Raw genomic sequence first — 25,274 nt, 5'->3', positions numbered from 1 at the left:
CTTTCTATGACCTAATCAGTTTTCACAAAACTAATGCAAAAAATATCATGGAATTCATGGCGAATATTTTGCAATTTAGATCATTATCCCTCATATTGTAATTATGGGTTAAGTCACAAAAAATTTAGGAATAAATAAACGTATGTATGTTCCAGCGATTGAAAACGCTTTAGTTCCAATGGTGGTAGAACAATCATCTCGTGGTGAGCGTTCTTTTGATATTTATTCACGTCTTTTACGTGAGCGGGTAATTTTCTTGACTGGTGAAGTTGAAGACAACATGGCCAACTTGATTGTTGCACAAATGCTGTTTTTAGAAGCTGAAAATCCTGACAAGGATATTCATCTATATATTAACTCGCCAGGTGGTTCGGTGACTGCAGGTATGGCAATTTACGATACCATGCAATTTATTAAGCCGGATGTTGTGACTTATTGTATGGGTCAGGCTGCATCAATGGGTGCATTTCTGCTAAATGCGGGCGCAAAAGGCAAACGTTATTGCCTTGAAAATGCCCGTGTCATGATTCACCAGCCATTGGGTGGTTTTAAGGGTCAGGCATCTGATATTGAAATTCATGCCCGTGAAATCCTGTTTATCAGAGAGCGTTTAAACCGTCTGATGGCAGAACACAGTGGCCAGGACTTTGATAAAGTCGCGCGTGATACTGACCGTGATAACTTCATGACTGCTCAGCAAGCGAAAGAATATGGTCTCGTGGACGAAGTTCTAACGAAACGTCCATAAGTTTGAAAGATTGAGATATTGGAGAGACTATGTCCGAACATACTCAAGGACAAAAGCATTGTTCATTCTGCGGTAAAACGCAGTCTGAAGTCGGCAAGCTGATTGCTGGCGAAGACGCCTACATCTGTAATGAATGTGTAGACGTATGCTTGGATCTGGTTCAGACCAGTCAACAGGTAGAAACCAATGACTGGGCGAATCGTCCTTTGCCGAAACCGCATGAGATCCGTGCGGCGCTAGATCAATATGTAATTGGTCAGGACGTAGCGAAAAAGACGTTATCTGTTGCAGTATATAACCATTACAAGCGTTTAAAAGTGCAGACCAATGGTAAAAAAGCTGATGACAGCGTTGAAATTGCCAAAAGTAATATTTTACTGGTCGGTCCAACAGGCTCGGGTAAAACCTTACTGGCACAAACCCTTGCACGTCTTTTAGATGTACCTTTTGCGATGGCAGATGCAACGACCTTAACCGAAGCAGGTTATGTCGGTGAAGACGTTGAAAACATTGTACAAAAGCTATTGCAAAAAGCTGACTATGATGTCGAGAAAGCGCAAAAGGGTATTATCTATATCGATGAAATTGACAAGATTACCCGTAAGTCTGAAAACCCATCCATTACACGTGATGTATCGGGTGAAGGCGTACAGCAAGCGTTATTAAAAATGATCGAAGGTACGGTTGCTTCAATTCCACCACAAGGTGGCCGTAAGCACCCGCAGCAGGAATTCATTCAGATTGATACTTCAAATATCCTGTTTATCTGTGGTGGTGCATTCTCAGGACTTGAGAAAATTGTGCAGCAACGTCAGGAGAAGGGTGGTATCGGCTTTACTGCAGAAGTACGCAATAAAGAGGAAACCAAGAAGCTATCTGACCTGTTCCGCCAAGTTGAAGCAACTGACCTGGTGAAATTCGGTCTCATTCCAGAATTCATTGGTCGTCTGCCAGTAATCGCAACGCTGGATGAGCTGGATGAAGAAGCTTTGATGCATATTCTGACTGAGCCAAAGAATGCTTTAACTCGTCAGTATAAGCATCTGTTCGATATGGAAAATGTAGACCTGGTCTTTGAAGATTCTGCATTACGCGCTGTGGCGAAAAAAGCCCTGGAACGTAATACAGGTGCACGTGGTCTGCGTTCTATTCTTGAGAACTCATTGCTTGAAACCATGTATGACCTGCCAAGCCGTACCGATGTTGGTACTGTGGTAGTGAGTGAGGCTGTGATCAATGGCAAGGCTAAACCGGAATTCCGTCCGGAACGTCAGACCGCTATTGAACAGACTGCTACTCCCAAGGCTGACTTAAAGGTAGTAAATAGCAAGTCTGCTTAACTGCTGTTCGTCTGAAACGTGCGAAAATGAACTGTTTTCGCACGTTTTTTATTTTCAAAAATAAATCACAATGTTAATCTCGTTTCTTAGGCGTGGACGCCTGATCATTCATATAAATTTATAAAAATGTACATAAAATAATAAAGACGCAGTGAGGGATAAGCATGCGTGGAGCCGCAATTGTACTCATCAGCAGTTTAGCCTTGATGGGGTGTCATTCGAAGCACGCTGTTCAGGAACAGCAACTGACATCAACACTGAAAAATATCGATCTGAACAAAAAACCGGGGTTTGTCGAGCAGCATAAGGTAGGCATGTTCACGATTGGTGGATGGGTCAATCAAAAGCTGGGTCAACGTTTTTCACCAGTGAAGCCGCAGCATGAACAGGCGGCAATGGTTTACTTATATCGTCCAGATTCGAAATGGAACCGCCAGGAAATTGTGGCTGCCAGTATCTTTATCAATCAGGAACGTATTCCAAGTCTGTTGCATAATCATTATTACTGGGTTGAGCTGCCACCAGGTACGTATCGTCTGAGTACCAGCCGTCCGCTCGGTGCACTGCATTTCCAGAAACCGAAATATCTGGATTTTAGCGTGGAATCCGGCAAATCCTATTTCATTAAATATGATGAAGAAAATATAACGACTCGCCGTACAGCTACAGGTCCGCTAATGCTGATGTCTGAAACTGTTGGTTTAAATGAAATTGCATTTACCCAGCTTAAGTCGGATAGTTTTAATTTTGTTGCCCAAGATCAGGAAACGGGGAAACTTCGCAAGAAAGCCCAGAAAATTAAAGCCATCGAATATGATCCAACTGAAGACGTACAATTGACTACGCCATTTAAGTTATGGGATCCGCGTACTTGGTAATTAAACTTTTATAGGAAAAGAGCGCAATAAAAAAGCACCCATCAAGGGTGCTTTTTTTGCAGATTAACTTAGCCTGCAGCAGCGTCAACTACTGGAATCTTGCCAATTTTAGCTTGCCAGATTTTTGGTGCAGTTGCGTGTACAGAAGTACCGTTTACGTCAACCGCAACAGATACAGGCATGTCTTTCACCACGAACTTGTAGATTGCTTCCATACCAAGGTCAGCAAATGCAACCACTTCAGCTTCACGAATGGCTTTCGATACCAAGTAAGCAGCACCACCCACAGCCATGAGGTAAGTTGCTTTGTTATCTTTGATGGCTTCAACAGCAGCAGGACCACGATCCGCTTTACCAATCATGCCAAACATGCCAGTTGCTTCAAGGACTTGACGTGTAAATTTATCCATACGTGTAGCCGTGGTTGGACCAGCAGGACCTACAACTTCGTCGCCTACTGGATCTACAGGACCTACGTAGTAGATGAACTTGCCTTTAAGATCGACAGGAAGCTCTTCACCGTTGTTCAACATGTCGACCATACGTTTGTGAGCCGCATCGCGACCTGTATAGATTGTACCGTTAAGAAGTAGAGTATCGCCTGGTTTCCAAGCGTTCATTTCTTCTTGAGTAATCGTGTCTAGGTCAACACGTTTAGAAGAAGATGAATCCCAAGTTACTTCAGGATAGTCTTCAAGTTTCGGTGCAATAATATTTGCAACACCTGAACCATCAAGCGTGAAGTGTGCATGACGCGTTGCAGCACAGTTTGGAATCATGCCGACTGGTTTGCCCGCAGCGTGACATGGGTAATCTTTGATTTTGATATCGAGAACAGTGGTTAAACCGCCAAGACCTTGTGCACCGATACCCAGAGCATTTACTTTTTCGAAGATTTCGATACGAAGTTCTTCAAGTTTATTTTGTGGACCACGACGAAGAAGTTCGTCCATGTTGATCTCTTCCATCAATGCTTCTTTTGCAAGCATCATGGCTTTTTCAGCCGTACCACCGATACCAATACCCAGCATACCTGGTGGACACCAGCCTGCACCCATTGTTGGAACAGTTTTCAGTACCCAATCCACGATTGAGTCAGATGGGTTAAGCATTGCCAGTTTAGATTTGTTTTCTGAACCGCCACCTTTCGCTGCAACAGTGATGTCAACTTTATTACCTGGAACAAGTTTGTGGTAGATCACAGCAGGGGTGTTGTCTTTCGTATTCTTACGACCGAATGCAGGGTCAGCAAGTACAGACGCACGCAGGACATTAGAATTTTCTAGGTAACCTTGACGTACACCTTCGTTGATCGCATCGTCCAAGCTCATCGTTAAATCGAATTTAACGTCCATGCCCACTTCAACGAATACGTTTACGATACCGGTATCCTGGCAGATTGGGCGGTGGCCTTCTGCACACATACGAGAGTTAATTAAGATTTGCGCGATCGCATCTTTAGCCGCTTTGTTTTCTTCACGGTCATACGCACGACTCATCGCTTGGATGAAATCTTGTGGATGGTAGTAAGAAATGAACTGAAGCGCATCTTTAACCGATGTGATCAAGTCATCTTGCTTGATAATAGTTGTCATACAAAAATCTCTTGAGCGGGCTGATAGCTAGCGGGCTAAATTATATGACAAAACATAAAAGTTGTGGGACGTTTTACAAGGCTTTTGGGCGAAAGTTTAATGCGCGCTTATCTGCTTAGAGATAAAGTCTATCGTGTCATAATTTGAATAAAAATTGTCATAATGACCGTTATATTTCATATTGCAAAACTAAAAAAATAGTATTTATTTTAATAAATATTTGAAATTTGTAATTATTTTAAAAATAAAATACTTTGTGTTTTGTCATATAATTGTCATAAAACTTTCGCATAATGCACACATCGAAACGAAGAGATCCTAAGACAATGGTTACAGGTATTTTGATGGCTAGCGGTTTTTGTGTATATATCGCGGCAACTTGGATGTACGGTCAAAAAGAAGATCAAGCCTAAGCTTAATCTTCTTTTTTTATGCCAAAAAATTTATAAAAATATTATTCCCATATTTCTCTAAACAGACAATCCCCTAAATCTTTCCATCAATTCGTTACGCTACTCACTTGTTGAAACACACTGTATTTTTATCATTACACTATTAACCCAGTAATACTTAAAGTCTGATAACCCTTACACACAGTCGAATTTTTATTGCCTAGACTGATTTCTCTCAACTTCTATTAATAATAGGGCAATTGTAATGACTACAGTAAATCCAAATGACATCAAGGAACATGCATCAGTAATTGCTTCAGACGGAACACAAGTTGGAAAAGTGGACCATTTAGAAGGCCAAGATTCAATTAAATTAACAAGAAGTGACGACGAAAATAATGAGCATCATCTGATTCCGTTAAGCTGGGTCAGTGAAGTAAAAGGTGATCAGGTCATTTTGAATAAAGCGGCAAATGATGTCCGTAATGAATGGACCACGATGTAAGTCAAACTACTTTTCTTTAACTCATATTTCTTTCTATAAGAGTGATAAGAAAAGCAAATGATTTATATAAGAATGCCAGTCAAATCGACTGGCATTCTTATATATGCATTTTTTAAGAACTGAAAACAAAAAACCATCCAAGGTGTCCATTGGATGGTGAAAGCACAGATAGAGAATAGGGTTGGCATGTTAGTGAGTTGCTTTAATCATTAATATTTTATTAATAGATAGTAAATTCGATTTTCATAGATTAATTTAAAAGGTAACTCTAAAATAAAGAGCGCGAATGAAAAACATAAATTGCATAATCTTATGAGGGATGAATGAAAAAGGGATCATCGATTACACGAGTATTGGATATTGTAGAAGCAATTTCTACAGCAAAACATCCTCCAACTCCCTTGGATTTGTCCATTCAACTTGATATCCCTAAGCCTAGTATTCATCGACTGTTACAGACATTAGAACAGGAAGGTTTTGTTACCTATGATATGTATGGTGGTTATATTATTGCTGACCGTACCTATAAGATGCTGATGTGCACATGGGAACAAGAGTCTCGAAAAGTCGAACGACTGGCGATTCTTCAGAAATTATCCAATCAGATTAATGAAACTTGTGGGATTGCTATTTTAAATAATAATCAGATGCTTTATACCGACCGTGTACAAACCAACTGGCCATTACAAATTTACTTACCTGTAGGCTCAGAAGTACCTTTATGGTGTACCTCGAGTGGAAAATTATTTTTAAGTTATCAGCCGAAAAATAAACGTAAAAATATTGTTGAGCATTTACCTATTACTCAACTTACCAAAAATACGATCACTAATCCTGAACTTTTAGAACAAAACTTGGAAGAAATTTTTAATAAAAAATTAGGAACAGATAACGAGGAGTTTGTTGCAGGTATGGTAGCTTGCTCTGTACCTATTCAAAAAAATGACAATATTGTAGCCTGCTTATACACTCATGCACCCACGATAAGAAAGTCATTAGATGATTTGCTAGCATTTGAGCCATTATTAAGAAATGCAGCACATGAACTGAGTAAACTTATTGAAGATAAAGAGTAAAAATGAGCAAATCTTTAGAAGATTTGCTCATTCGTAGAGGTGAATAGTTGAAATTAATTTAAGGTTGGCATAGAGAATTGCGCACCTTCTCTAATATTGGCAGATGGCCAACGTTGCGTGATTGTCTTACGGCGTGTATAGAAACGAGCTCCGTCCGGACCATAAGCGTGTAAATCACCAAATAATGATCTTTTCCACCCCCCGAAACTGTGTGATGCAACTGGTACTGGTAGTGGGATATTAATCCCTACCATCCCAACTTGAATATGGTCTGAGAAATAACGTGCAGCTTCACCATCACGAGTATAGATACATGTCCCATTCCCGTATTCATGTTGATCAATCAGGTCCATCGCTTCTTGCATGGTATTTACTCGCAAGATTTGTAACACGGGGCCAAAAATTTCTTCTTTATAGCTCACCATGTCTGAACGTACCTGATCAATGAGTGTAGGTCCTACATAGAAACCATTTTCATAGCCTTCAGGGGCTACCTGACGGCCATCTACTACAATAGTGGCGCCTTGCTGTTCTGCACTATCGATATAGCCAATTACTTTAGCTTTATGTTGAGCGGTAATCACTGCACCAAAATCATTACTTTTGTCAGAAAAATGACCGAATTTTAATTTTTGAATCTCATTTTTTAATTTTTCAATAACTTGATCAGCAATTTCATCACCTACTGCGACAGCTACTGATAAAGCCATGCAGCGCTCACCAGATGAACCAAATGCAGCACCAAGCAAAGAGCTAACGACATTATCTATATCAGCATCAGGCATAATAATGGCATGATTTTTTGCCCCGCCTAGAGCCTGACAACGTTTGCCTTGTGAAGTAGCAGTTGTATAAATGTATTCAGCAATTGGGGTAGAACCTACAAAGCTGATCGCTTGTACACGAGGATCATATAATAAGGTATCTACCGCTTCTTTATCTCCATTTACAACATTTAATACGCCATCTGGTAAACCAGCCTCTTTTAACAGTTGGGCAATAAATAGTGTAGAAGATGGATCTCGTTCTGAAGGTTTCAGTATAAAAGTGTTCCCACATACAATTGCCATTGGGAACATCCACAGTGGAACCATAACAGGGAAGTTAAATGGTGTAATGCCCGCAACCACACCCAAAGGCTGCATTTCACTCCAGGAATCAATATTAGGTCCTACGTTTTTACTGTATTCGCCTTTTAGGAATTCAGGAGCACCACAGGCATATTCTACATTTTCAATACCACGTTGTAGTTCACCTGCTGCATCATGAACAATTTTACCGTGTTCACTACCGATCAGCTCGCAGATTTTATCTGCATTTTTCTCAAGTAATTCTTTAAATTTAAACATTACCCGAGCACGTTTGAGTACAGGTGTGTTACGCCATTCTGGAAAAGCAGCTTCTGCAGCGGCAATGGCCTGTTCGACTGTTTGCTTACTTGCAATCGCAACTTCATTTTCTGAAGTACCAGTTGATGGATTAAAAACTGGTTGAGTGCGATGAGCTTCTAAGCAAGTTTCACCATTAATAAAATGTCCGATAGTTGTCATAATCTAATTCCTTAAATAAATATGATTAGGTGAATTTTTGAATCCTGAATTACCAAAGTTTGTTATAAAGTTCGACCATTTCTGGAATAGAGGGTACACGTGGGTTATTACCTGGTGAGCCAGAAGCTAAAGCCTGTTCTGCCATAGTCTGAACGACTTCATCAAAATATGTCTTTTCAACTCCAAATTCCGCAAGAGTAGGAACTTGTAGTTCTTGATTGATTTGAATAAGTGCAGATACCAATTTCTGGTTGGCCACATCATCATGATCATCAATATGTGCGACCCCAATGGCACGGGCACAATCAGCATAGCGTTCAGATGCAGCTGCAATTGAGTATTCAGTAATCATGGGTAATAACATGGCATTGGAAAGGCCATGGGGTACATGGAAAAAAGCACCTAATGGTCGACTCATACCGTGAACGAGAGCCACGGAGGCATTTGAAAAGGCGATACCGGCCAAGGTAGATCCAAGCATCATGCTTTCTCGCGCAAGTTCATTGCTTGGTTCCTGGTAGACACGTTGTAAGTTAGGACCGATCAAACGCATAGCAGCGATAGCCTGTGCATCACTATAAGGACTTGCTTTTTTACTCACATAAGCTTCTATGGCGTGGGTTAAAGCATCAATACCTGTATCTGCTGTTGTCCGGGCAGGTAAAGACATAGTTAATTGATAGTCTACGATCGCAGCAATAGGGAGAAAGCCTATTCCCGCACAGAGCATTTTTTCACTTGTTGCATCATTGGTAATAATCGTAAAACGTGTACATTCAGAGCCGGTACCAGCTGTCGTTGGAATGGCAATAATAGGCAAACCTGTTTCATTGACCTGGCGAGGAAATTTATAGTCATGAATCTCACCACCAAACTTTCCCAAGATACTAATAGCTTTGGCACTATCAATTGGACTACCACCGCCAACCGCGATAATTGAATCGTATTGACTTGATCTAACTTTGACTACACCTGCTTCAATAGAGCCCGATGTCGGTTCTGGTATAGTTTCATCAAAATATTCAGATGTGATATTTGCCTCATTGAGAATATTCTGGATTTCTGAAACATAACCCAGCGAGACCATCACTTTATCTGTGATAATAAGTGGCTTGCTGCATCCTATGGTTTTTAATATGTCTGGGAGTTTAAATCTTGAGTTTTTACCAATTTCCATAATTCTTGGCAAATTAATAGTATGGGTCATTCATATCTTCCTTTATTAATAACTTTCCAACTTGTTTTAGAAAGAACCAAACATTGTTCCAAGTGTAATAACACCAGTCAGTGCAATTAATGGAATAATGACTGCGACGACAAACATGTCGTAATAGGATTGTTTATGTGTCAGTCCACATAAAGTAATAATGGTAATCACCGCGCCGTTATGAGGAAGAGAGTCTAGTGCACCAGAAGCCATGGAGGCGACACGATGCATAAGTTCTGGATTGATTCCGAATTCAGTTGCCAAATTCATATAGGTTTCACCCATCGTATTTAAGGCAATACTCAAACCACCAGAAGCAGAACCTGTAATACCGGCTAAGACATTAATTACGATTGCTTCTGAGATTAGAGGGTTATGAGGTGCAAGCCCTACAAGGAAGTCTCTAAGAATGAGGAAGCCAGCTAAGGAAGCGATGACTGAGCCATAACCTACTTCTGATGCTGTGTTAAAAATAGGCAAGAAAGAAGAAGATACACCTTGTTGTAGTGACTCTTTAACATCAGCAATCCTGTTCCAGTTACAGAAAATAATAGTTAAACAGGCAAGTACTAAGGCGCAGATAATGGCCCATAAACCAACAACAGAGTTAAGAGAGGTATTACCGAATTTATCTGTGGCTAAATATGAAACGTCAAGCTGAGGTAAGATCAATTTAGTTAAAACAAGGTTTGCCACAATCACCACAATAATTGGGACAAATGCGATCATCAAGCTAGGACCTGCTTGGTGACGCGGGCCTTGATGATGTTCTATATGATTCCCATAGCCCTCATTATTTGCAGCAGCATGCGCAATTCTGCGATTAAGCCACCACATACCTGCAATTAGCATAAAGATTGAGGAAATTATTCCCAAACCAGGTGCTGCATAAAGATCTGTTCCAAAGAAAGGCATTGGAATAGCATTCTGAATCGCTGGTGTACCTGGTAATGCAGTCATTGTAAAGGTCAATGCACCTAACATGATTGCACCTGGAATCAACCGTTTAGGGATATTTAGTTCTCTAAATAATGCGGCTGCAATTGGAAATACGGCAAAACCAACAACAAACAGTGAAACCCCGCCATATGTCAGTACTGCGCATGACAATACAATTGAAAGCATTGCACGGTGATGACCTAATTTATTTACAAAGAAGTTAGCAATAGTATTTGCTGAACCCGAGTCATCCATTAATTTCCCAAAAATGGCGCCAAGTAAAAATAACGGGAAATATTTGATGATGTAACCACCGAGGCCAGTCATAAAAACTTGCGAGTAAAACCCGAGTAATTCATGACTATACCCGCTCCAAAGCACGGCAAATAATGCTAAAGCAGGTGCCAAAATAATTACGCTAAATCCTTTATATGCTAGATACATGAGCAATATTAAGGATAAGACAATTCCTATCAGTCCTATCATGGGCACACATCCTGTCTATTTTAAATATTCTTATAATTTCCATATAATGATACGATTCGTATCATTATTGATGTATATAATTTATACAAAAGGAAGTCAAGCTCTTTTGGTAATGTATTTCTATTACTAAACAAAATTATTAATAGATGAATTTTTACATGAAAAATAAATATATGTTTTAAATATAAAATTATTTAAACAGAATAAAAAACCACCCTTATGGGTGGTTATAAAAATTTAGAATATATCTATTGACCTTGCTGATCTGCCTGAATCGCAGTGAGTGCAATGGTAAAGACGATATCATCGACCAAGGCACCACGTGACAAGTCATTTACTGGCTTATTCAGGCCTTGCAGCATTGGACCAACACTCACCACATTTGCTGCACGTTGCACCGCTTTATAAGTAGTGTTACCGGTATTTAAATCCGGGAAGATGAAGACATTGGCACGACCAGCTACTTGGGAATCTGGTGCTTTTTGACGACCTACACTTTCAACTGATGCAGCGTCATATTGCAATGGACCATCAATCAACAGATCAGGGCGACGTTCCTTGGCAATACGGGTAGCTTCTGCCACTTTCTCTACATCAGCACCGGCACCAGAAGTTCCGGTAGAGTAGGAAATCATAGCAATACGTGGGTCAATACCAAAAGCTTTTGCCGAGTCAGCAGACTGGATGGCAATTTCTGCCAGTTGCGCAGCATCCGGATCCGGATTAATCGCGCAGTCACCGTATACATATACTTCATCTGGTAACAGCATAAAGAACACCGAAGAAACCAGTGAATAATCTGGCGCAGTCTTAATCAGCTGGAAGGCTGGACGCACAGTATTCGCAGTAGTGTGAACTGCACCAGATACCAGGCCATCCACCTGATCAAGTGCCAGCATCATCGTACCTAAAACAACAGTATCCTGCAGTTGTTCTTTGGCTTGCAGTTCATTCAGTTTACCTTTACGCAGCGTTACCATTTTTTCGACATAGTCGTCTCGAATCAGGTCAGGATCGACAATTTCTAAACCTTCTGGCAATTCAATGCCACGTGCTTTGGCAACTTCCAGTACGGCTTCAGGCTTAGCCAGCAGAATACAATGCGCAATACCACGTGACTGACAGATAGCTGCGGCTTGAATAGTACGTGGCTCATCACCTTCAGGTAGCACAATACGTTTTTTTGCTGCAATCGATTTCTGTACCAGCTCATGACGGAAAGCAGAAGGAGACAGGCGTGGCTTGTAGGTGCCATTTAGCATCTGAATCAGCCAGTCTGGATTGATATGGCTAGATACAAAACGGGTGACCTGATCAGCACGTTCTGTATCATCAACTGGAATTTCATTGCCAAGATTGGCCAGCTTCTGCGCAGTTTCGAATGTGCTTAATGGGGTATGTAAAATTGGCAGGCCATGTTTAATTGCAGACTGGCAGAAACCTAACACCTGTTCGTTTGGCTGATGTTGCTCAGTCAGGACTAACCCCGCCAATGGAATACCATTACAGCTCGCCAGGCTACTTGCCAGCAGCACATCGACCCGGTCAGAGGCAGTAATGATCAGTTCACCCGCGACAAATTTATGCAGTTCATGTTCAATGCTGGATGCAATCAGGCTGCTATGCTGAACACGGCGTTGAGCCGCTTCACCTTGATGGATCCATAGCGCAGAAATATGTACAGCCAGATCGGACATACGTGGCACGCTCAGGGTTTTACTAAACGGAACCAAGCCAATCACTGGTAGTTTGTCAGAGCCGATATATGGATGGGTTTTCTGAATAGCTTGTACAAACTGTTCAGTTTCAGCAGTCAGACGCAGTTCTGGATCAATGGTCACTGGAATCTGGGCAGATTCTTCAGGTAAGCCTTTGGTACGCATGAACAGGATACTAGACAGGCGTGTTGAGCTTGCACCACCAAAATTGCGAATCTGATTTTCAACTTTTTCTGCTGTTTGTACTGGATGACGGATATCGGCATTGCTGATAATAACGACTTTGGCATCGAGCGCCTGAGCCAGAGAAGCATTCAGTTCATCGACAAAGCTGTCACGACCATTTGGCACTACACCTTCTACAATAATCAGGTCGTGATTGCGGGCAATTTCACGATGCAGACGCACGGCATCCTCTAGAAGTTCATCCTGCTCGCCATGACTGAGACGTTGCATCATTGCGTTATAGCTGATGGGTTCCACAGTCTTTGCATTGGAGATATGACGATACAGGGCAGTGGTACGGTCTGCCGTATCCGTAATTTCCTGAGAAAATGGTTTGACAAAACCAGCCTTTACACCTTGGCATTCCAGTGCGTAAATCAGGCCTAAGCATGCTGACGTTAAACCAACGCCTTCCCCAGTCGGAACTAATAGAATGGTCTTCATAGCGTATTCAAATATCTAAAATCAAATAGAAGGTATAGGAATCCTACGCTTGCTTAAGCAAGCGTAGCCTCAGGTTCAGACTTTTTTGCAGTGGTGTTCTCCACTTCCTGCTCAACCACGCTGTGGGTTTCTTTGGCGATACGGCCTTCTTCATCGGTTGGTACGACCCAGATTTGTGGGCCTGTACCATTATCGATGCGACCTTCAGTACCACGCTTTAATACATTATTAGCATCTTTATCGAGGTTAAAGCCAAAATGTGGCAGGTAGGCCATGGTTTTTTCACGGATATAAGCTGAGTTTTCACCGATACCACCTGTGAAGAACAAACCATCAAGGCGCGGTAGACCACAGCTTAAAGCAGCCAGTGATTTCGCTAGACGGTAGCAGAATACTTCAATCGCAAGCGTTGCATCTTCATTGCCATTTTCTGAAGCCTCGATCAGCGTACGCATGTCATTAGACAGATTGTCTGATAAACCGAGCAAACCACTTTCTTTATTTAGCATTCTGTCAATTTTATAGACGTCCCAGCCCAGATTCGCTGCCAGGAAGCTATGCAGACTTGGGTCAACATCACCACTACGGGTACCCATTACCAGACCTTCCAGTGGAGTCAGACCCATAGAAGTATCGACACTTTGCCCATTCCATACGGCACAGGTCGAACTCCCATTACCCAGATGTGCTGTTAACCAGCCACCTTGTTTAAAACTGCCAGCCAGTTCAGAACCGCGCTCAGATACATAAGCATGGCTGGTACCATGGAAACCGTAACGACGAACGCCAAAGTCAGTGTAAAGGAATTTCGGCACGGCATAACGGTAAGCATGTGCTGGCATGGTTTGATGGAATGCGGTATCAAATACTGCAACCTGTGGCAGATCCGGGAACAGGCGTTGCGTTGCTTCAATTCCAATCAGGTGTGCTGGATTATGTAGCGGTGCAAGCGGGGTAGCTTCACGAATTTTTTCAATAATTTCATCATTGATCAGTTCGGCTTTAGTCAAGCTGCCGCCGTGTACCACACGGTGACCAATCGCATCTGGTTTATAATTGGCTAGACGCTCCAGACCAACTTCCAGTGCTTTTTTATGATCTGCAAATGGGATATGGATGTCTACCGGTTCATTACCGACAGTCACACCTTTAATACGGGCATTTTCTGTGCCTAAGTTCTCAGCTAAGCCGTGAATACGGAAATTCTGTTCTTCAAGTAATAAGGCAAACTTGATTGAAGAAGAGCCACAATTAATAACTAATACTGATTTAGACACGATTGTTTACCCGATTCTAATTAAAATTCTCATCCATTTGATTGATCTATTTTGTGCGCCTAAGCGATGCAATTTAGATCAGTGATGCAGTTGTAACATGCGATATTTTTCTGTCCTAGATAGACTTTAGGTGATTAGACTTAAGCACTATCGATCATTTTGCCAGTTATAATTAAAATTTATCAGTTCATCGTTTTCATTTATCAATGAAATAGTAATAAAAGCACACCTCATTCAAAATAGCGTTGAGCCAATAAACCTTATAAAAAGCATGCTAAACAGATTCACTTTTTATAGTTTATACATTGAATTGCTGTAAATTTAAACAAGCTACAAATTTCCAAAGATAATCTTCATAAAAGGTGACCTAAAGGTTCCCTGAGCTGGATTTTTATTTTCTTCATTTACTTCTATAAAAAATCAGCCCTGCGAACAGAGCTGAAAATGATTTTTTACCGCATTGTTATTGACGAATCTGACCGTCACCAAATACGATCCATTTCTGTGAAGTCAGACCTTCAAGACCAACCGGACCGCGGGCATGAATCTTGTCGGTTGAAATACCAATTTCCGCACCGAGACCATATTCAAAGCCATCAGCAAAGCGGGTAGAGGCGTTAATCATTACCGAGCTTGAATCCACACCAGCTAAAAATTCGCGCGCAATACTGTAGTTTTCAGTGATGATTGAATCGGTATGATGTGAACCATATTTATTAATATGTTCAATCGCTTCCTCAACGCCAGAAACCACCTTGACTGCCAGGATCGGACCAAGATATTCGGTATACCAGTCTTCTTCTGAAGCAGGTACTGCATTTTCCAGAATACGGCGAGTTGCAGGACAACCACGCAGTTCTACCTGCTTTTCTTCATACAGTTCGGCAATACGTGGCAGGAACTCTTCCGCAACTTTTTCATCGACCAGCAAAGTTTCCATGGCATTACATACGCCGTAGCGATGAGTTTTAGCATTCAGGGCAATAGGTAAGGCTTTGAGCAAGTCAGCCTGTGCTTCTACATACACATGACAATTACCGTCAAGATGCTTGATTACTGGTACACGCGCATCATTGGTAATGCGTTCAATTAGGCCCTTACCACCACGAGGCACAATCACATCGACATATTCAGACATGGTAATCAGCTGACCCACTGCTGCACGGTTTGTGGTATTGATCACTTGCACGGCTGCTTCTGGTAGGCCTGAAACCTGCAAGCCGTGCTGAATCGCTTTGGCAATGGCCTGGTTAGATTCAAGTGCTTCCGAACCGCCACGTAAAATAATGGCATTACCAGATTTCAGTGCTAAAGATGCTGCTTCCAGGGTCACGTTTGGACGTGATTCATAGATCATGCCGACTACGCCAAGAGGTACGCGCATTTTGCCCAGCTGAATACCAGATGGACGATAGGCCATATCGGTAATTTCACCAATCGGATCGACCAGGCTAATCACATCATTTAAGCCCTGTAGCATGCCTTTGAAGCGTGCGGGAGTCAGTTCTAAGCGATCGAGGAGAGCACTGTCCAGATTATTGCTATGCGCTTTGGTCATATCAATCTGATTGGCAGCCAAAATCGCAGCTTCACTGTTTTTTAAAGCAGTATAAATTGCTGACAATGCATCATTTTTTGTTTGGGTGGACGCACGCGCCAAGATGCGTGAAGCCTGACGAGCCTGCTGTCCTACCGTTTGCATATATTGTTCAATAGACTCTTGCATAGCGGTTCGATCACTTAGAAATATCCTTCTGATATTAACAGTCTGAGCCGATACAATGAAGTCTGCTGGCGAAATTTCATGTGCTTTTACAATCGTTAAACATTTTGAAATCGTTTTATCTTTAAAAGCAGACAAGCGGTTGCAAGATTAGTTGCTTGTAAAAAGAACCTCTGTATAGAATGAATGACAGCGACATTGATGTCGAATTCAATAATAAATAAAGAGTAGGACGCGTATTCAAGTCTTTCACATTTGATCTTGAAGCATGAAATCTCTCAATAATTGCTTGCACAATAAAAATAAGGCAAGGATGGAGGAAAGGAAGATGAATTCCATTATCCAGATGGACCACCACCGCATTGAGCAACACAGCCACTATGCGTTTTTTGATCTATACGATAAAAACAGTTTTAAACAGCCACCACGTACGACCTGGATGGATGGCTGGAAAATTGAATATATGGCAATCGCCCGCCCTGAAACCCTGCATATGACACCGATGGTTATTATTGGTGGGGCATTTCAGAACTTTAATTCCTATAAATACTGTGTAGAACAGCTATTCGCTGCAGGTCCAATCATCCTGATTGACTTGCCTTCAATGGGTGCTAACCAGCAGATCACCAATGTGGATACTGGCATCTCTGCAGGCTCTCTGGAACTGGAAGATCTGGCAGGCATGCTAGGACGCTGGCTAGAGCAAATGTGTTTGCCTAAGGTTGCAGTATTGGGCATGTCATTAGGATCTGTCGTGGCTTCCTGTCTGGCGGATCAGCGTCCTGAGCTGGTGGATCGCATGATCCTGATGGGGGTGATGCAAAAAACCCGCAAGAGCTGGCGGATGTTGCTGGAAGAATCCCTGCACCTGATGAAAGAAGGGCGTATGGACGAGTTTGGTCAAGCTGTCATTTTGTATCTGGTCAATCATGCCCGTTTAAAAGAAACCCGTATGTCACCGACGGCCAAGCGTCTGTTCTTCAGACAGATGGCAGAGTTTACCGCAACTGAGCAGGATCGTTATGATGTTAACTGCAACCGTCTATTACGCCTGAAACATGTGCCCATTCCACAATGTAAAGTACTCGTCGCTTGCGGCCAATATGACAGTTTCACCCTGCCGCATGAAAATGCTGGCTTTGCCCTACAGTGCCCAGACATGCAGTATGTACAGATTGCCAGTGCCGACCATGTACCACAGCTGCAGCGCCGTAAAGAAACCATGCATCTGTTCGCCACTTTCCTGCGTGATGAACCTGTAGATCAGCTGGAAGGGATTATTCCCTTTACTCGGGAACAGATGCTAAAACTTGAACGTCGTGGTGAAGACCGTATTCCGGTACAAGAGCCAGAACGTTTCCTGAGTCATCGACACTCGGATCTGCGTTTGCCTACCACTATTGTGGATTTAAGTTTCTTTGGTGTCTTATTTGAAATGGAAGAAGCGCAGGTGCAGCAGGCTATTCAGTATCCAAGGGATTTGGCTTTGCATCTGGAAGATGAAGAAGGTGAGTTCAAAATTGAATGCCTGATCTTCCAGCATGATGAAACGCAGATTCGTGCCTTGTTTAAGCACGGTAGTTTTGAAGTGGCGGAACGTTTGCTAGGTTTTGTGCAGACTCAAAAAGCTCTACTTGAAGCACAAGTGCTGGATGCAGTCGTTTAGAATGCTCCCGACCTGAATTTGAAAGTTAAATAGATACTTTGAAAAAAACAGCGTTATTCAACGCTGTTTTTTTTGGTCGCATGAATCATCCAGACTAGATCACCTAAATGCTCATCTTGCTCAGATGCTGGATTGGACTGCTGAGGTTGGGCAAAATAGCGCTGCGGCTGTTTTACTTCTACCGCTATAAAACCGGTCTGCTGACAAAACTGCTGTAATTCTTGGGGGGACTTAAAGTGGAAAGTAAAAGCACTACGTGACATAAACTTCAGTAAACGGCTGCATGTCCAGATAAAGCTGGCTAATCGGTTCTTCACCGGTTCAGGGTAAATATCGCTGAGGTAATGAATTTCCGGAAAGCGTTGTCCATACTCGGTAATACCTTTTAATAAGGTGTGCAGCATGTCCTTGTCAAAGTAGTTGATCAGTCCTTCGCTAATGACCACTAGTGGTCGTTCAGAATCAAAAACCTGAAAAATATTGACAAGCTCTTCACTAAAAATATCAGCGGTCAAGACTTCTGGTGCATCCTGATCCAGAATTTTCAGCGCCTGAGTTTTGATCTTGGCCATATCTGGCAGATCAAGTTCACGGTAATTGATTTCAGGAAATTTTTGTCTGAAATTCCAGCTACGCGGAGATAGTCCGCAAGCAATTTCCAGTACTTGTAGCTGTGGGTGCTGAGTAATGAGCTGACAGAGATGTTCATCAATCATCTGGTGGCGCTGTTTTAAGGTAGTACGCATACTGCCGCCCACGTGCTTTTCAGCCCAGGTTTCCAAGGGATGAACCAATGCAGCGAGAAATTTACCTCGCCCAGTCGCAAACACTGGATGAGAAATTCCCATTTGGTACCAGATATAGCCGGTATAGTGCGCAGTAAAAGAGATATGTCGATGTTGCGAGAGTGGTTGTGTCATGTCTTCCTGACCTTATTGTTATTGTATAAGTTTTTGTATTTTTACATCATAAACAAAAAGGAACACTTGTGGTGTTCCTTTTATCGTATTCCTGAATCGTACTAGCTAAATATGCTTATGAAGCCACCTGATTTCTAAATCCTGTAATTTCATCACGAACCTGACGCCATTCTTCACCAAGATCTAAAACGTCATCAATCTGAATCTGAGGAATACGACCGCGCATGCGTTGCAGACGTTCCTGATTCGGCAATGGTAAATCTACAATTCCCTCAAGGGCCAGGCATTGTGCTGCCCGGTCATTACAGACCAGACCCATATCACAACCTGCCTTCAGCGCTGCCTGAATACGGGCATCAGCGCCACCTGCGACACAGGCAGCTTGCATACTCAAATCATCCGAGAACAATACACCGTTAAAACCAAGTTCCTGACGTAAGATTTTCTGAATCCAGAATTCTGAAAAACCGGCTGGATTGGGATCAACCTGACTGTAGATCACATGCGCTGGCATCAAGGCATCCAGTTGTGACTGTAGCTGAATAAAGGTCTGCATGTCTTTTTGCTGGATTTCTTCATAGCTGCGTGGATCTACAGCCGCTGCCACATGAGAATCGGCTTTTACAGAACCATGACCCGGGAAGTGTTTACCGGTCGATGCCATGCCAGCACGTTTCATACCTTTCAGGAAAGCGCTTGCCAGTGGAATGATGTCCTGAATATTTGTGGCAAAACTACGGTCACCAATAACATCGCTGATATCATTCAGATCCAGCACAGGAGCAAAGCTAAAATCAATGCCGACTGCCAGCACTTCAATCGCCATTAACCAGCCACATTTCTCTGACAATTCTAACGCACGTTCAGGTTTGCTTTGGTAAAGTTCTCCAAAATGACCCATGGCCGGGAGTAGAGTAAAGCCCTGTTTCAAGCGCTGAACGCGACCACCTTCCTGATCGACTGCAATCAGAATATCCGGGCGAATCTGACGCATATGATCTGTCAGGGCGCGAACCTGTGCAGGTGATTCAATATTACGGCCAAACAGAATGACCCCGCCAACCTGCGGAGCCTGTAGCAGTTCCATATCTTCCTGAGTAAGGTGAGTGCCAGCGATGTCGAGCATCAATGCGCCAATCATATGCGGTGTCCATATTAGAATTTTTCAGCGAAAACAATACCTGATTTCTGCAATCTTTTGCTACACTTTGACTGCACAGAATATGATAAAACTACACAACATAAACTTATTAAGTTGTTTAAGATCGCGGATACGTTTATTTCAGATCGGAAAACGACACGGTTAAATTGGTCAAAAGACCAAGGAAGTACGAATTATTTATGAAACTTCAAACAGTAGCTTGCGCAGTTGCAGTTGCGACAGGCGGATTCTTTTTTACCCATGTGGTGAGCGACGCGATTGCTGCTGAAAAATCAGAAGTCGTAAGCAAAACCCTTCAACCATCTCAAGAACAAGCGCTCGTATCTAGACAGCTGGCTACTTTAGTGGATCGTCAGCACTATTTGAATATGCGTCTAGATGCCCAAACCTCACAGCGCATTTTTGATTTTTATATTGATAGCCTGGATCCAGAGCATAGCCTGTTCCTGGCACCTGAAATTGATAACTATAAGAAACGTTATGGTGCTAGTTTTGGTGCCAACTTGAAATCAGGCAATCTGGCTGGTCCATTTGAGATTCATGCACATTATAGTGAACGCCTCAAGCAGTTTTATACCTTTATGCTGGATGAACTGAAAAAGCCTCAAAACCTGAATCAAAGTAATGTTTATATTGAGACTGACCGTGAGAAAGCACCATTCTTCAAGACACCAGAAGAACAACGCGCTTACTGGTCAAAAATGCTGGTTTCTCAGCTGATTAATCTGACCATCAGTAAAGAAGAAGAGCAGGCCAAACAAAAAGCATTAAAAGACAACCCAGAACTGGCCAATGGTCAGGATCTGAGTGGTCCAGAGGATTTGACACCGGCACAGACCTTAACCAAGCGTTATACCCGTCAGCTTGAACGTTTAAGTCGCATCAAGAGCGATGATGTGCTGGATAAAACGCTGAATGCCATGATGCTGACCTATGATCCACATAGCAATTATTTCCCGCCTGTGGATGCGATGGAGCTGAACCGCCAAACGACTTTACAGCTTGAAGGTGTGGGTGTTTCAATTCGCCCAGAACGTGGCAATGAAGACTACACCAAGATTGAAACTATTGTGGAAGGTGGTCCGGCGAGTAAATCAGGTCAGGTGAAATCCGGTGACCGTATTATTGGGGTCGCTCAGGATGGCGGACCAATGGTCGATGTCATTGGTTGGCCGAGTAATGAAATTGTCGGTCTGATTCGTGGTAAACGTGGTACTAAAGTTACTTTGAAATTGCTGGGCGCTGGTGCAACACTGGGACAGGCGCGTAATGTCACCATTACCCGTGATGTGATCCAGGAAGAAGATGCTGGCGTACGTACCCGTGTGGTCGAGATTCAACGAGATGGTAAAAAGTATCAATATGGTGTGATAGAAATTCCATCTTTCTACTTAAACTATCGTGCACGACGTGCGGGTACAGATTATCGTTCTGTATCTGAAGATACCAACAATGCCCTGAAAGAACTTTCAGCCAAGAATGTGGAAGGGATTATTGTTGATTTGCGCAATAATCCAGGTGGTTCATTAGAAGAAGTTGCACGTATGCTGGGGCAAGTGATCAAGTCTGGTCCAGTAGTACAGATTCGTGATGGCAATGGCAATGTCAGTGTCTTTGAAGATGATGATGGCGGTGCACAGACCTATGCCGGTCCACTGGCAGTCATGGTCAACCTCGCTTCTGCATCGGCAAGTGAAATCTACTCTGCTGCAATTCAGGATTATGAACGTGGTATTGTCATTGGTAGCACCACGACAGGTAAAGGTACTGCACAGGTACAGTTGGATACCTTGGCACATGGACAGGCTACACTGACACAACGTAAGTTCTATCGTATCACTGGTGGCAGTACCCAGAACAAGGGTGTGGTCCCGGATATCAAACTGGTCGATATTTACAATGAAGAGTTTGGTGAGCGTAAGGCTAAAAATGCCTTGCAGTGGGATACCATTCCGACGGCACCCTTTAAACGTGAAGGTGAAGTACAGAAATATGTACCTGATCTGATCAAGAGCTCACAGGTTCGTGTCAATCTGGATCCACAATTCAAGTATCTTGAGCAACGTACAGCGATTGCCAAGAAAACTGACGAGAAAAAGCGTCTAGTATTGGATCTGAATCAGCGTAAAGCGGAATTGCTGGAACTTGAACGTAAGACCTTGGAATCTGAAAATGCACGTCGTGCAGCAACGGGTCAGAAACCTTATCCAAACTGGGAAAGCTATCAGGCCTCAATGGATGCATTGATTGAAGCACGTGCCAAGATGAAAGCTAAAGATCGTCCGCAGCTCCCTGAAGAGGAAGTATTTGTTGTAGAAGCTGCCAATGTTTTGCATGACTATGCTCGTTTACAAGGAAAAGCGAAATAGTTATTCAGAATTGAAGAATTTAATTTGACTAACAGCCTGCATATGCAGGCTGTTTTTCTATTTTTTGTTGAAAAATAGTAAACAAGAAAAAAGTTGATAAGTGTTAAAAATGCTATCTGTTTTGTTGAAATTCATAATGTTGTGATCTAGATCTGTTAAATTCTAGTCAATAAATGAATTTAACCATTTGCTAAAACTTGAAACACTTTTAATATATGTCACATATTTCTTATTTTTGTCAGATTTGGATTTAAGTCAGTAAAATCATAGTTTTTGTTGTACTTTAAATATTGCGGTTCAAGTATCGATAGATTAAAAATTTTTTATGGGTCAGGTATGACCAAGGGTATATGGGTTGAGCAATGTTCTTGGGTGCCCTCGAGTTAGGCAGGTAAAGATGCAATGTGGGCTTAAGCAGTTCGGGAAAGCAAGCTTCTACAGGACTCTTATATGATTCATGTTCATTATGACATTAATCTGGTTATAGGCTCGCTCATTGTAGCTTTGGTAGTTTGTTTTCTTGCCATTTCAATTGAACAGCTGTTATTTGATAAAGCTCCTCCCAAATATGAAAAGCTGATTCTGGTTACAAGTGGTGCGATTTTAGGATTCTCTATCTGGTGTATGCACTTTGTCGGCATGACCGCCAGTCATTTGCCAGACAATACCTATTTTGATTCCGGACTGACTGTTACCTCTTACATTATTGCTTTTATCGCCTCGACCTTTGCCATCTGGCTGACGACACGACAAACCCTGCCTTTTCCCCGTCTGGTACTCGGCGCGGTATTAATGGGGCTGGGAATTTCCGGCATGCACTATACCGGCATGATGAGTATGGTGGTGCAAGGTTATGTGATCCGCTATGATCCGGTACTGGTGATCTGCTCGGTGCTCATTGCGATTAGTGGGGCTGGTTTAGGCTTCTGGATGCTGTTCAAGAATCGCAGTATTGCTCGCCGTAGTTTCTGGCTGAAAGCCGGTGTGGCATTGATGCTAACTTTTTCCATTGTCGGGATGCACTATACCGGGATGGCAGCGACCAGTTTTCATTCCATAGTGGGTGAGGGCTTGGCCGAAATGTCCACGCTCGAGCGCGAATTGCTGATTACTATAGTTTTCATTACCTGTCTGGTTCTTGTTGCCGGTTTCTGTGTAGCCATGCTGGAACAGCGTCTTGAGCATCGCAATCGTCAGCTGGCTGAGGCCAATAAAGAGCTGGCCAATCTGGCTGTGCAGGATAATCTAACCAAGTTACCCAATCGTTTTTATCTGGCAGAGTATTCTCACTTTCTGTTTAATGATCATCATTACCGTAATGCACAGTTTGCCTTTCTGTATATTGATCTTGACCGCTTCAAAGCAGTAAATGATGTCTTTGGACATCATGTGGGGGACCAGCTCCTGATCCAGCTGGCTAACCGGATTCATAGTTTACTCAATGAGCACTCGAGATTGCTGCGAATTGGGGGTGACGAATTCTTGTTGATTCTAGAAAATGCAGAACCGCAACAGGCCGCTGAAGTCGCTGAAAAAATTTTAAGCATGATTCAGGAAAGCTTTACGATTGCTGGCAAGGTGATTAATGTTTCAGGGAGTATTGGTATTTCAATGTACCCGGAACATGGTCAAAATGTTCAGGATCTTCTGATCAATGCCGATTCAGCCATGCTGACTTCCAAAAATCAGGGGCGTAATACCTATTCATTGTTCAATTTCAGTAATGATGAAAAGGAATCCAGAAGTCAGAGCAAGCTGATTAATGACCTGTATAAAGCGGTCGAAGAACACCAGTTTGAGCTGTATTACCAGCCTAAATATCGTACCGAAGATTTGCAGATTTGTGGGGTTGAAGCCTTGATCCGCTGGCGGCACCCGGCACTGGGCTTGTTATCACCAGTAATGTTTATCCGGGGGGCGGAAAAAACCGGCCTGATTATTCAGATGGGGTATTGGGCACTGGAGCAGGCCTGTAAACAGATTCATCAATGGGAAACGGAAGGAACGAATTTCTTCCCGATTGCTGTTAATTTGTCTGCTGTGCAGTTTGAACATAAGAACCTATTTAAAAATCTGGAAGAGCTGTTAGCACGTTACCAGATTAATCCGAATCACTTGATGATTGAGATTACTGAATCTACAGCCATGCATCATATTGATAGCAGTGTGCGTACCCTGGAACGCTTGCGTGATATGGGGATTCAGCTAGCAATTGATGACTTTGGTACAGGACATTCCAGTTTCCTGTATCTGAAGAACCTGCCAGTGAATGAGCTGAAAATCGATAAAGAATTTATTGCAGACCTGACCGCAGGTTCCAAGGAAGAGATGATCCTGGAAAGTATTATCCATCTTGCAATTAAGCTAGGTTTACAGGTTACTGCTGAAGGGGTAGAAACTCAGTTACAGGCAGACATCCTGACCCGTTTGGGTTGCCAGCAGTTACAAGGATTCCTATTCAGTAGACCAGTTAGTGTGAAGGATTTACCCGAAGCCGCTATCGTTTCTTAATCTGTTTAATTTTATCAATCAGCCTCTGAATTCAGGAGCTGCTTAATTTGAATAGCGAGCATTTCAGCTTGAGCACATTCTATATGATTGGCAGATAGAGAAAGTACGATCTGGATTTTTCGGCCTTCAATTTTTAGTAGTCTACCCGTCAACACCAATTCAGTATTCACAGGTACCGGTCGAATAAACTGTATATTCAAACTACCAGTGACACATCGAATTAAGGCTTCACCACCGTCAAAGGCGATGCCAGCTGCATGACTTTTAAATGCTGCCGCAGAGGCGGTACCATGACAGTCCAGAAGAGATGCAATCAAGCCACCATACAGATGATCGGGTACACCGCCGGTATAATGAGAGGCGGGGCAAATATGTGCAATAGTCTGTACAAAAGGAACGTCCCAGTAACTTTTCAGTTGATGACCATGTGGATTGTCACGTCCACAGCCATAACAGTGGGTGTAGGGTTCAGCATACAGATCCTGAAAGGCAATCCTTGTCATTTTTTTATCCTTATTTAAATGTGATCAGTCGCTTCAATAA

At 42.6% G+C, this 25,274-nt stretch carries 18 protein-coding genes; 8 read left to right on the top strand and 10 right to left on the bottom strand.

Annotated features, from left to right (window positions below; translation table 11 throughout):
• Nucleotides 1-142: 142 nt before the first annotated feature.
• From clpP to FSC11_RS12440, 3 genes are all read left to right on the top strand, one after another.
• Nucleotides 143-748, top strand: a complete 606-nt coding sequence (gene clpP, locus FSC11_RS12450; protein ID WP_004813202.1) for an ATP-dependent Clp endopeptidase proteolytic subunit ClpP — start codon at nucleotides 143-145, stop codon at nucleotides 746-748.
• A 29-nt stretch (nucleotides 749-777) separates the two neighbouring features.
• Complete coding sequence (gene clpX, locus FSC11_RS12445; protein ID WP_163167208.1) at nucleotides 778-2,088, top strand: ATP-dependent protease ATP-binding subunit ClpX; 1,311 nt, start codon at nucleotides 778-780, stop codon at nucleotides 2,086-2,088.
• Nucleotides 2,089-2,252: 164 nt separating this feature from the next.
• Nucleotides 2,253-2,966: a DUF2846 domain-containing protein gene (locus FSC11_RS12440; protein ID WP_163167206.1), complete on the top strand. Its 714-nt coding sequence runs from the start codon at nucleotides 2,253-2,255 to the stop codon at nucleotides 2,964-2,966.
• A gap of 68 nt (nucleotides 2,967-3,034) precedes the next feature.
• Here FSC11_RS12440 and FSC11_RS12435 read toward each other — a convergent pair whose 3' ends face one another.
• Nucleotides 3,035-4,561: a fumarate hydratase gene (locus FSC11_RS12435; protein ID WP_004813196.1), complete on the bottom strand. Its 1,527-nt coding sequence runs from the start codon at nucleotides 4,559-4,561 to the stop codon at nucleotides 3,035-3,037.
• Between the two features lie 657 nt (nucleotides 4,562-5,218).
• Between FSC11_RS12435 and FSC11_RS12430 the strand changes: the two genes are divergently transcribed.
• Entirely contained in the window at nucleotides 5,219-5,458 is a 240-nt protein-coding gene (locus FSC11_RS12430; RefSeq protein WP_163167204.1) for a DUF2171 domain-containing protein, read from the top strand.
• Nucleotides 5,459-5,781: 323 nt separating this feature from the next.
• Nucleotides 5,782-6,534, top strand: coding sequence for an IclR family transcriptional regulator (locus FSC11_RS12425; RefSeq protein ID WP_163167202.1), 753 nt, complete (start codon nucleotides 5,782-5,784; stop codon nucleotides 6,532-6,534).
• Between the two features lie 53 nt (nucleotides 6,535-6,587).
• Here the strand turns inward: FSC11_RS12425 and FSC11_RS12420 are convergent, their stop codons facing one another.
• The 6 genes from FSC11_RS12420 to FSC11_RS12395 form a co-directional block, all read right to left on the bottom strand.
• Nucleotides 6,588-8,084, bottom strand: a complete 1,497-nt coding sequence (locus FSC11_RS12420) for a CoA-acylating methylmalonate-semialdehyde dehydrogenase (protein ID WP_163167200.1) — start codon at nucleotides 8,082-8,084, stop codon at nucleotides 6,588-6,590.
• A gap of 49 nt (nucleotides 8,085-8,133) precedes the next feature.
• Nucleotides 8,134-9,291, bottom strand: coding sequence for an iron-containing alcohol dehydrogenase (locus tag FSC11_RS12415; RefSeq protein ID WP_163167198.1), 1,158 nt, complete (start codon nucleotides 9,289-9,291; stop codon nucleotides 8,134-8,136).
• Between the two features lie 36 nt (nucleotides 9,292-9,327).
• Complete coding sequence (locus FSC11_RS12410) at nucleotides 9,328-10,716, bottom strand: GntP family permease (RefSeq protein ID WP_004890141.1); 1,389 nt, start codon at nucleotides 10,714-10,716, stop codon at nucleotides 9,328-9,330.
• Between the two features lie 248 nt (nucleotides 10,717-10,964).
• A complete protein-coding gene (gene pta, locus FSC11_RS12405) occupies nucleotides 10,965-13,103 on the bottom strand; it encodes a phosphate acetyltransferase (protein ID WP_163167196.1) in 2,139 nt (712 codons plus the stop codon).
• A gap of 53 nt (nucleotides 13,104-13,156) precedes the next feature.
• Nucleotides 13,157-14,380: an acetate/propionate family kinase gene (locus FSC11_RS12400; RefSeq protein ID WP_004890138.1), complete on the bottom strand. Its 1,224-nt coding sequence runs from the start codon at nucleotides 14,378-14,380 to the stop codon at nucleotides 13,157-13,159.
• A gap of 463 nt (nucleotides 14,381-14,843) precedes the next feature.
• Complete coding sequence (locus FSC11_RS12395) at nucleotides 14,844-16,106, bottom strand: glutamate-5-semialdehyde dehydrogenase (RefSeq protein ID WP_103800314.1); 1,263 nt, start codon at nucleotides 16,104-16,106, stop codon at nucleotides 14,844-14,846.
• A 325-nt stretch (nucleotides 16,107-16,431) separates the two neighbouring features.
• Here FSC11_RS12395 and FSC11_RS12390 point away from each other — a divergent pair, with 325 nt between their 5' ends.
• On the top strand, nucleotides 16,432-17,769 hold the full coding sequence (locus FSC11_RS12390) for an alpha/beta fold hydrolase (RefSeq protein ID WP_103800315.1): 1,338 nt from the start codon (nucleotides 16,432-16,434) through the stop codon (nucleotides 17,767-17,769).
• 53 nt (nucleotides 17,770-17,822) lie between these two features.
• Here FSC11_RS12390 and FSC11_RS12385 read toward each other — a convergent pair whose 3' ends face one another.
• Nucleotides 17,823-18,689, bottom strand: coding sequence for a class I SAM-dependent methyltransferase (locus FSC11_RS12385; protein WP_004890128.1), 867 nt, complete (start codon nucleotides 18,687-18,689; stop codon nucleotides 17,823-17,825).
• Between the two features lie 115 nt (nucleotides 18,690-18,804).
• Nucleotides 18,805-19,830 carry a beta-N-acetylhexosaminidase gene (gene nagZ, locus FSC11_RS12380; protein ID WP_163167194.1) on the bottom strand — a complete coding sequence of 342 codons (1,026 nt, stop codon included), beginning with the start codon at nucleotides 19,828-19,830 and terminating at the stop codon, nucleotides 18,805-18,807.
• A gap of 200 nt (nucleotides 19,831-20,030) precedes the next feature.
• Here nagZ and FSC11_RS12375 point away from each other — a divergent pair, with 200 nt between their 5' ends.
• Both FSC11_RS12375 and FSC11_RS12370 read left to right on the top strand, forming a co-directional pair.
• Complete coding sequence (locus tag FSC11_RS12375) at nucleotides 20,031-22,220, top strand: carboxy terminal-processing peptidase (RefSeq protein ID WP_163167192.1); 2,190 nt, start codon at nucleotides 20,031-20,033, stop codon at nucleotides 22,218-22,220.
• Nucleotides 22,221-22,670: 450 nt separating this feature from the next.
• A complete protein-coding gene (locus FSC11_RS12370) occupies nucleotides 22,671-24,731 on the top strand; it encodes a bifunctional diguanylate cyclase/phosphodiesterase (RefSeq protein ID WP_163167190.1) in 2,061 nt (686 codons plus the stop codon).
• Between the two features lie 14 nt (nucleotides 24,732-24,745).
• Here the strand turns inward: FSC11_RS12370 and FSC11_RS12365 are convergent, their stop codons facing one another.
• The gene (locus FSC11_RS12365; RefSeq protein WP_163167188.1) at nucleotides 24,746-25,234 is read right to left on the bottom strand and encodes a PaaI family thioesterase; all 489 of its coding nucleotides are present in this window, start codon (nucleotides 25,232-25,234) and stop codon (nucleotides 24,746-24,748) included.
• Between the last annotated feature and the right edge of the window lie 40 nt (nucleotides 25,235-25,274).

This window comes from Acinetobacter schindleri (genome assembly GCF_010918895.1).
Classification (GTDB): domain Bacteria; phylum Pseudomonadota; class Gammaproteobacteria; order Pseudomonadales; family Moraxellaceae; genus Acinetobacter; species Acinetobacter schindleri.
This window is presented reverse-complemented; position numbering and strand designations above follow the sequence as displayed.

What these genes read in the sequence shown, in the direction of transcription:
- clpP (WP_004813202.1), top strand. Translation starts at nt 143, where the DNA reads ATGTATGTTCCAGCGATTGAAAACGCTTTAGTTCCAATGGTGGTAGAA.
- clpX (WP_163167208.1), top strand. Translation starts at nt 778, where the DNA reads ATGTCCGAACATACTCAAGGACAAAAGCATTGTTCATTCTGCGGTAAA.
- FSC11_RS12440 (WP_163167206.1), top strand. Translation starts at nt 2,253, where the DNA reads ATGCGTGGAGCCGCAATTGTACTCATCAGCAGTTTAGCCTTGATGGGG.
- FSC11_RS12435 (WP_004813196.1), bottom strand. Translation starts at nt 4,561, where the DNA reads ATGACAACTATTATCAAGCAAGATGACTTGATCACATCGGTTAAAGAT.
- FSC11_RS12430 (WP_163167204.1), top strand. Translation starts at nt 5,219, where the DNA reads ATGACTACAGTAAATCCAAATGACATCAAGGAACATGCATCAGTAATT.
- FSC11_RS12425 (WP_163167202.1), top strand. Translation starts at nt 5,782, where the DNA reads ATGAAAAAGGGATCATCGATTACACGAGTATTGGATATTGTAGAAGCA.
- FSC11_RS12420 (WP_163167200.1), bottom strand. Translation starts at nt 8,084, where the DNA reads ATGACAACTATCGGACATTTTATTAATGGTGAAACTTGCTTAGAAGCT.
- FSC11_RS12415 (WP_163167198.1), bottom strand. Translation starts at nt 9,291, where the DNA reads ATGACCCATACTATTAATTTGCCAAGAATTATGGAAATTGGTAAAAAC.
- FSC11_RS12410 (WP_004890141.1), bottom strand. Translation starts at nt 10,716, where the DNA reads ATGATAGGACTGATAGGAATTGTCTTATCCTTAATATTGCTCATGTAT.
- pta (WP_163167196.1), bottom strand. Translation starts at nt 13,103, where the DNA reads ATGAAGACCATTCTATTAGTTCCGACTGGGGAAGGCGTTGGTTTAACG.
- FSC11_RS12395 (WP_103800314.1), bottom strand. Translation starts at nt 16,106, where the DNA reads ATGCAAGAGTCTATTGAACAATATATGCAAACGGTAGGACAGCAGGCT.
- FSC11_RS12390 (WP_103800315.1), top strand. Translation starts at nt 16,432, where the DNA reads ATGAATTCCATTATCCAGATGGACCACCACCGCATTGAGCAACACAGC.
- FSC11_RS12385 (WP_004890128.1), bottom strand. Translation starts at nt 18,689, where the DNA reads ATGACACAACCACTCTCGCAACATCGACATATCTCTTTTACTGCGCAC.
- nagZ (WP_163167194.1), bottom strand. Translation starts at nt 19,830, where the DNA reads ATGATTGGCGCATTGATGCTCGACATCGCTGGCACTCACCTTACTCAG.
- FSC11_RS12375 (WP_163167192.1), top strand. Translation starts at nt 20,031, where the DNA reads ATGAAACTTCAAACAGTAGCTTGCGCAGTTGCAGTTGCGACAGGCGGA.
- FSC11_RS12370 (WP_163167190.1), top strand. Translation starts at nt 22,671, where the DNA reads ATGATTCATGTTCATTATGACATTAATCTGGTTATAGGCTCGCTCATT.
- FSC11_RS12365 (WP_163167188.1), bottom strand. Translation starts at nt 25,234, where the DNA reads ATGACAAGGATTGCCTTTCAGGATCTGTATGCTGAACCCTACACCCAC.